Source organism: Anaerosporobacter sp. (assembly GCF_965301125.1).
The window spans coordinates 1-7,185 of the sequence record NZ_CBDLAM010000067.1 but is presented as its reverse complement, the minus strand read 5'-3'; the positions used below and the strand labels follow the sequence as shown (position 1 = coordinate 7,185).

Below are 7,185 nucleotides of genomic sequence, written 5' to 3'. Positions count from 1 at the left end.
GTTAACAAGTATGAAAGAAACAATTTTAATAATTGAGGACGACGTAGATTTATCTAATGTAATGAAAGATTTCATTGCCAATGATGGCTATGATGTTAGACAAGCATTTACAGGGGCCGATGGCTTGAGAATGCTGAAAGATTGTGAACCTGCTCTTGTTATTCTAGATATCATGTTACCTGAAATTGATGGAATTGCTGTATGTAAAAAGATTCGGGAAGAGAGACATCTACCAATCATTATTATATCAGCTAAGAATTCGGATTATGATAAAGTACTAGCACTTGGAGTAGGCGCAGATGATTACATGACAAAACCATTTTCACAGATTGAATTAGTTGCTAGAGTAAAATCTCACTTAAGGCGAGTGACTCAGTTTATCCCTGTACAAACAAAGAATAAGAGAAAAGAAAAATGTTTTGGTCGTTTAAAAATCTGTGGCGAATCCTATGAAGTAACTGTAGATGGGAAGCCGATTGAATTTTCGCCAAAGGAATTCCAAGTGCTAGACTTTTTATCTGATTATCCATCTCAAGTATTTACTAAGGATCAAATTATTAGTCAAGTATGGGGATACTCAGACTTTATTGATGATAATACCATTGCTGTATATATTGGTCGGATACGTGAAAAGTTAGTGAAAGAAGAGGTCTGCTACATAAAAACTGTATGGGGAGTCGGTTACAAATGGGAAGGTTGACGATTCGACACAAGATTTATATATATTCTAGTGCGATTTTATTAGGATTAGTCTTGCTTTGTGGAATAATTATCTATCTTGTTAATACGAATGTGGATACATTGATTCATAATCGGGCTAGGGTGTTAATGAATAACTGTATCTTTGAAGTAAATCAAGGAGATTATACGTCTTTGGAGGCTTATACATACCTTACTATTAACCTAAGTGGAGAAGTGATTCATTCTAATCCCAAGAATATGGTACAGAATAAGGTTGATATGAAGATAGTTACAGGTAACTCCTATGGGAAGAAGAGTGGGAATTATGTCTATAGTGCCCCGATTCTGGAAGATGGGTTACAAGTGGGCACAATCTATGTTGAAATTCCTTATGAGAAGCTTATCAAGAAATCATATTTTTGTATATACGTTATGGCAGTGACGATCATAGCCGTATTAGTTATACTGATTAAGTTTATACTTTTCTTACATCGCGATATCTTATTACCCATACGTCAGGTTCATCAATCAACAAAAAAGATACGAGAAGGTGATTTTAGGGAAAGAGTACGTTATGACTATGATGGTGAAATTGGTCTACTATGTCATGATTTTGAAAGCCTTAGAGATGAACTAGATTATTCAATTCAAAATGAAAGGCTTTTGAAAGAGAAAGAAAAACTATTATTAGCATACATTTCTCATGATTTGCGAACGCCAATTGCTACTATATCGGGTTATGTGGAAGGAATCCATACAGGTTTGGTAAAAGATGAACGAGTACAAGAGTATACGTCTATCATTCTTAAGAAAATTACAATGTTGAATGGATTGATAGATGATATCTTAGAACATTCCAAAGCACAGTTACATGAATTTGATATACATAAGACGGAATGTTACTCGAGAGATTTCTTCACTGGTATAGTAGAAGAATTAAGGGGTGATATTATGAAGAAAGGATTAGAATTTAGGAGTAATGAGATTCCTAACCTTCTGATTAATATTGATCAAAAGAGAATTCTTCAAGTCCTGCAAAATCTGGTAGGGAATGCAATGAAGTTTACAGAGAAAGGGACTATTGCTATTCAATTTCGTTATGAGAGTGAGAAGTTATTCATAGCTGTGCTTGATACTGGAGTAGGCATATCTGCTACGGACCAGTCTATGATTTTTGAGCCATTCTACCGTGGTGAAAAGGCCCGAACCTTGAACGTTCCTGGTTCAGGGCTAGGCCTTAGTATCTCTCAATATATTGTTACACAACATGGCGGTAGAATCTTTTGTGACAGTGTGTTGGATGAAGGAACAACCATGGAATTTTATATACCAGTAGCTTGATTTATGCCTACCAACCTTGCTCTTTTAAGAAATCATACACAAGGGCTTTACGGTCTTTCTCTTTATCCTCCGTATATTTTCCAAGGATTAATTCTGCATATATATGCCCATCCGCCATATATAGTAGTCGAGATGCACGAGTAGCAGCTTTAAGATCATGTGTAACCATAACAATCGATTGACCTTGTTCATTTAATTCTGTTAGACTATCCAGGACTTGCTTACCAGTAGAAGAATTAAGTGAACCTGTAGGTTCATCTCCGAAGATGATCTTAGAACCGCCTATTAAGGCACGACAGATTGCAACACGTTGTTGCTGACCTCCAGACAGTTCACTTGGGTACTTATCCTTCTCTTCTAGTAGACCAAATTGTTCTATTAACGAAAGTGCTTTTTTGTTAATGTTCTCTTTCGTGTCTGTACCGTATCCGATATAGGTGATGTTTTCAAGAGTAGTTAAATCATGAAGTAAGTTCATACTTTGGAAGATGAAAGATACTTCAGACTTACGAAACTTACTTAATTCCTTCTCTGACATTTTGGTAATATCATTGCCGAGAATAGTAACAGTTCCACTAGTAGGCCGGTCCATAGAGCTAATGGAATAAAGAAGCGTCGATTTTCCACCTCCGCTACTACCCATAATTACAGTGAAGTCACCTTCATAGATTTCTAAATCAATATTCTTTAAAACGTTCAAACCTGTTTTACCTAAGATATAGGTTTTACATAATTGTTTGGTTTCTATTATTTTATTTTTCATAGTATTCTTAATCTCCCTTCATACAAAACTTACGATTATTCCATTAACTTCTTAGGCGAGATGCGACGGATTTCTAAACTAAGTAGTATAGTTATAATGGTTATTACGACAAGCCCAGTTCCAATAAATATACTTGTAGGGACAAGCTTTGTCTGATACGCATCAACTGTAAGAATAGCTAGAAAGATACGTGCATTAAGGAATTGATTCAACGCAAGTGCCAATATAGTTCCTGTAATACTTAAAATAAGTATACGAAATACATTTCTTCTAATGATATAAGCATTTGTAAATCCAAAGGCTTTCATAATACCAAAGTTCTTCTGCTGCTCATGATTGTTCATTATTATGAGGTTAATAATATTCAGTAACGTAAAGCTACAGAAGATTCCAATGATAATCATTGTAACTGGTGTCATGATAGACATAACAGACTGTTTGACATTATCTACAATATCTTTCATGGTACTATAACGATAGTCAGGGAATGTATTCTTAAAATCTTTCTCGAATGCCTTTGCATCATTAGGATTTTTCAAGTTAACCCCAATTGAAGTATTATAATTCTCTTCAGGAAACTCTGTGAAAGCCTCCGTAACGAAAGAAAGTGCAGGAGCCATCATGGAATGAAAGATTCCTGTAATCAAGTAATTATCAGTGACATCATTAATTGTTAATGATATGGTATCTCCGATGGTATAGTCACTATTGTTCAAAGTTGTAGAATCTATGGCAACTTCATTCTTGTTCTGTGGTGGGCGTCCCTTAGCATATTTGATTCCAGTAAGATCATAATCATATGTGTTAAGAACCGTAATATTAGCATACTTAACATTTATACTTGAATCTTCACAGGAAACTTGTAAGTTGGCATAGGAAGCACCCGAGCCAGTAATATAGCTAGCAACATAGGGGCTATTCTTGACATAATTAAGAAGATCATCTGGTATTGATGAGTTATCCTTACTTAAAAAACAGTTGCTCTTTGGTTGTGCGACCCATGCAGTTGCATTATCCTCCATATGGTTAAAGGCAACACACATATTAATTAACATAATTCCGATGTAGAAGGAAAAAGTAACGACGATAACAACAAGTAAGGAGCGGTTACGATATTTAAACATATCATTAATCGCCATACTTAATGAGGAGTGTGCATTCTTAATTAGTGATTTCTTAAGTTTTGCTTTGGTTGAGGTTGTTCCAACATGTAAGGCATCTACAGGAGATATCTTTCCAATTTTTCTTAAAGCAAGATAGATACTGGCTAATAATAATATCGAAGTAAAGATTATAACTAATATAACACGTGGTATGGAGGCAGTGCTTAGACGATAAGTTCCCATATATTCCATAACGATATTACCAATAAAGATGGAAACTGGAAGTCCAAGGAGAGCTCCGATAATAATGGAGAATATTCCGACTACGGAATAGGCTTTCAAGTAAAAGCCCATAATTTCTTTCGTAGAGAATCCGACAGATTTATAAGTTCCGATCGCTCCGTATTCATTCAAAATTGTATTACGAATGAAGAATAACACAATAATAATAGTTATAAGGAACATGAATAAGGAGGACAACGTACCGAGTTTGGAGATTAATGAAGTCATTATGGTAGCTCTAGTTTTTAAGTCATTTAATGTAGATTTAAGTACCGCATAATGTTCGTGAGTATATTGATTCTCAATCCATTGGCTTAGAATATCAATATCTTGTTCAGAAGTAATACTAATGAATTCTAAAGGTTGTTGATCTTCAAAAGCCTTACTATCAGCTTTATTATAGTAAATGAATGCACCAGTACTCATGGAAACAGGCTTGGTATTATCATTTACGATAGCGGATACGGTGAAGTTGTAAGACGTTTCTTTGTCTGAGAATGTGTCGCCTACTTGAATGTCATGATTATCAGCTACAATCTTTTGAATCCAAACTTCACCTGGAGCTGGAGCGAAAGAATTCATATTACCGGAGACGATATCCATCTGAAAAGGCATGGATTCATAACTGTCTAACTCCAGTGCATAGAGAGGAGTAATGTAATCACTTACCAAAGTATCTTTGTGATACATCGGTAAGGTATTAATAAAGTATCCGTTGTTGGTTGTTAATGTAGCTAAAGTATCATGTTCCTTTAATAGAGGGCGAAGATAATCACTTGTACCGCCCGTTGCATAGAGAAATAGATCAGAATTATTTTCTCTGGAAAAGCGGTCATCCGTATATTGTTCAACTTCAATACTAAAGCTTAGACAAGTTGATAATAACATTGCAGCAAATGCAAGAATAAGGCCAAGAACAATGAATTGTAGTTTCTTTTTCTTTAATTTCTTAATCCACATAATAGCGATTCCTTTCGTTTATTTATTATTCGGATTAGGGCCTTAGGGTCCAATCCTTTTTATTATCTATGAAATTATTTTAAACGGGAATATTGTAGTGGTCGTGACGAATTTCTAAATAAATTCTTACAGTGATACTTAAGTTGGGTTTATCTATGGAAGATAGGAGTATCATCGGAGAAGTTTGTAATAAAAAAAGAGGTTGTTACAAATTTGCAACAAACTCTTTTGGGTTGAATACGGATATTAGTTACTATTAGAAATTGCTTGCCCAATTTCAGAGGAAGCATCGATTTCCAATAGGATCTTATCTTCAGTAAGTCCATCAGAATACGGATAAATAATATATTTATCACTTATAATCTTCATTTTGCCTGTTTTATCGTTTCGTTCTGAAACCGTTACATGGAAAGTCATAAATTCAGTAAGATCTGTTTTAACGGAAGCCTTAGTAAGGTATTTCTTTACTTGTGCATGATCTAAATTAACATATTTTTCGCTGGTGTAGCTTATTAAAGTAGGTTCTCCATTGATATACTTGTATGTTGAATCATCGTGATCACCAGCAGATCCACGTTCCGTTCCATAGATGAGCTGCTTTTCTTGATCAAATGTTGCTAGAGGTATTTCGTTAAGTCTCTTATCACTTACAAATAAAGCTTTATCTGGATTCCATACCAAATAAATCCACTCAACTCGGTAAGTTCCATTTAGTATATCATATAACCGAATATCTTTATATCCATCGAAATTTACATCCTCTAACTCAAAACCCATAGTATCTCTGTCAGAAACGGAGATATTCGTTTGTCCAAATAAAGATAGTTCTGGTATATCGATTGTCTGTAATATGGTTCCATCATTGGTATTCGTAATTGTAATTGTTTGTACGGCGTACTTATATGTTTTTTTATCTAAATAGGAAGATAAATCAAAAGTAAATTCAGGCATATCATCTTGTAATTTTGAATGGAACGTGGTAGTGAAATAATCTTCCTCACTAGGGGTGTAATAATCATTGAATGTCTTTTTAGAAATGGGATTCTCTTCTAAATAAACATATTCTAATCGTGTTAAGCCTGAAAGGGATTCAATATTAGTAATAGAATTGCTATCCAAACCTAGAAAATTTAAGTTTTCCATATGTCTTAAAACACTAATATCACTAATATTATTATTAGATAATAGTAAATCCTCCATATTTATCATATTATTTAATACAGATATATCGGAAATTCCACACCGTGATGCATATAAGCTTTTTAGTTTTGTTAATTTTTTAAGTGGTGACAAGTCGGTATATGCTGCATCATTGGAGCCAATACACAATTCTTCCATATTAATAAGTTCACTTAAGGCAGAGTAATTATCTATATCGTTTTCGGCGCAGTCAAAATAAACAAGATTAACAAGTTTTCTTACAGGTTCTATACTAGTTATTTTGTTGTTTCTAACACAAAGTGCTTGAAGATTGGTCAGTACTTCAATTCCATCTAGGCTTTTAATATAATTATCTGGTAATACAAGTACCTTTAGATTTTTGAAGTATTTTAAATCAGTTAGGGAGGTTATTTTATCAGTGATAGTAGCCAAGCTAGAGATTTCATCAAAGCTATCATATGTACCATCAATGCCAAAATCAGTGATACTCAGAACATCATTTTGTGTTATATCACCAGTTGATTTATTAAGAATTCTTCTTGTTTCCAATTCGATTACAGGGTCGGTAAACAGAATTATCTCATTTTCCATTGTGACACTATTTGTGTCGTCTTGTCTCTTTGCTTTTTCACAACCACTTATTGATAATATAATGAGTAGTACAGCTACACATATCATATGACGATTCCGTAATACTATTTTCATTTTACTTCTCTCCCTTTTGTTATCGAAGTATATGTCCATTCCTTTTATCGAATGAGCTATAACATAATATAATGATTTAGCTATTTTCCAGAAATAAAAATATAGACCAAATGTATAATTGTAAAACAATATACCATATATTTCAAAAATCTACAACGAAATGTAAAAGTAATCACTTAATAGTTCTGC

The 7,185-nt window shown here is 33.9% G+C and carries 5 protein-coding genes; 2 read left to right on the top strand and 3 right to left on the bottom strand.

Annotated features, from left to right (window positions below):
- On the top strand, positions 1 to 700 hold a 700-nt coding region (locus tag ACW2QF_RS09300; RefSeq protein WP_455715724.1), incomplete at its 5' end, for a response regulator transcription factor.
- A complete protein-coding gene (locus ACW2QF_RS09295) occupies positions 688 to 2,022 on the top strand; it encodes a HAMP domain-containing sensor histidine kinase (RefSeq protein ID WP_455715723.1) in 1,335 nt (444 codons plus the stop codon). The genes ACW2QF_RS09300 and ACW2QF_RS09295, both read left to right, overlap by 13 nt.
- Before the next feature lie 7 nt (positions 2,023 to 2,029).
- On the opposite strand, the gene ACW2QF_RS09290 is transcribed toward ACW2QF_RS09295, so the two are convergent.
- From ACW2QF_RS09290 to ACW2QF_RS09280, 3 genes are all read right to left on the bottom strand, one after another.
- Complete coding sequence (locus ACW2QF_RS09290; protein WP_455715722.1) at positions 2,030 to 2,785, bottom strand: ABC transporter ATP-binding protein; 756 nt, start codon at positions 2,783 to 2,785, stop codon at positions 2,030 to 2,032.
- Positions 2,786 to 2,820: 35 nt separating this feature from the next.
- A complete protein-coding gene (locus ACW2QF_RS09285) occupies positions 2,821 to 5,130 on the bottom strand; it encodes an ABC transporter permease (RefSeq protein WP_455715721.1) in 2,310 nt (769 codons plus the stop codon).
- 246 nt (positions 5,131 to 5,376) lie between these two features.
- Positions 5,377 to 6,996, bottom strand: a complete 1,620-nt coding sequence (locus ACW2QF_RS09280) for a leucine-rich repeat domain-containing protein (RefSeq protein ID WP_455715720.1) — start codon at positions 6,994 to 6,996, stop codon at positions 5,377 to 5,379.
- Between the last annotated feature and the right edge of the window lie 189 nt (positions 6,997 to 7,185).

What these genes read in the sequence shown, in the direction of transcription:
- ACW2QF_RS09295 (WP_455715723.1), top strand. Translation starts at nt 688, where the DNA reads ATGGGAAGGTTGACGATTCGACACAAGATTTATATATATTCTAGTGCG.
- ACW2QF_RS09290 (WP_455715722.1), bottom strand. Translation starts at nt 2,785, where the DNA reads ATGAAAAATAAAATAATAGAAACCAAACAATTATGTAAAACCTATATC.
- ACW2QF_RS09280 (WP_455715720.1), bottom strand. Translation starts at nt 6,996, where the DNA reads ATGAAAATAGTATTACGGAATCGTCATATGATATGTGTAGCTGTACTA.
- ACW2QF_RS09285 (WP_455715721.1), bottom strand. Translation starts at nt 5,130, where the DNA reads ATGTGGATTAAGAAATTAAAGAAAAAGAAACTACAATTCATTGTTCTT.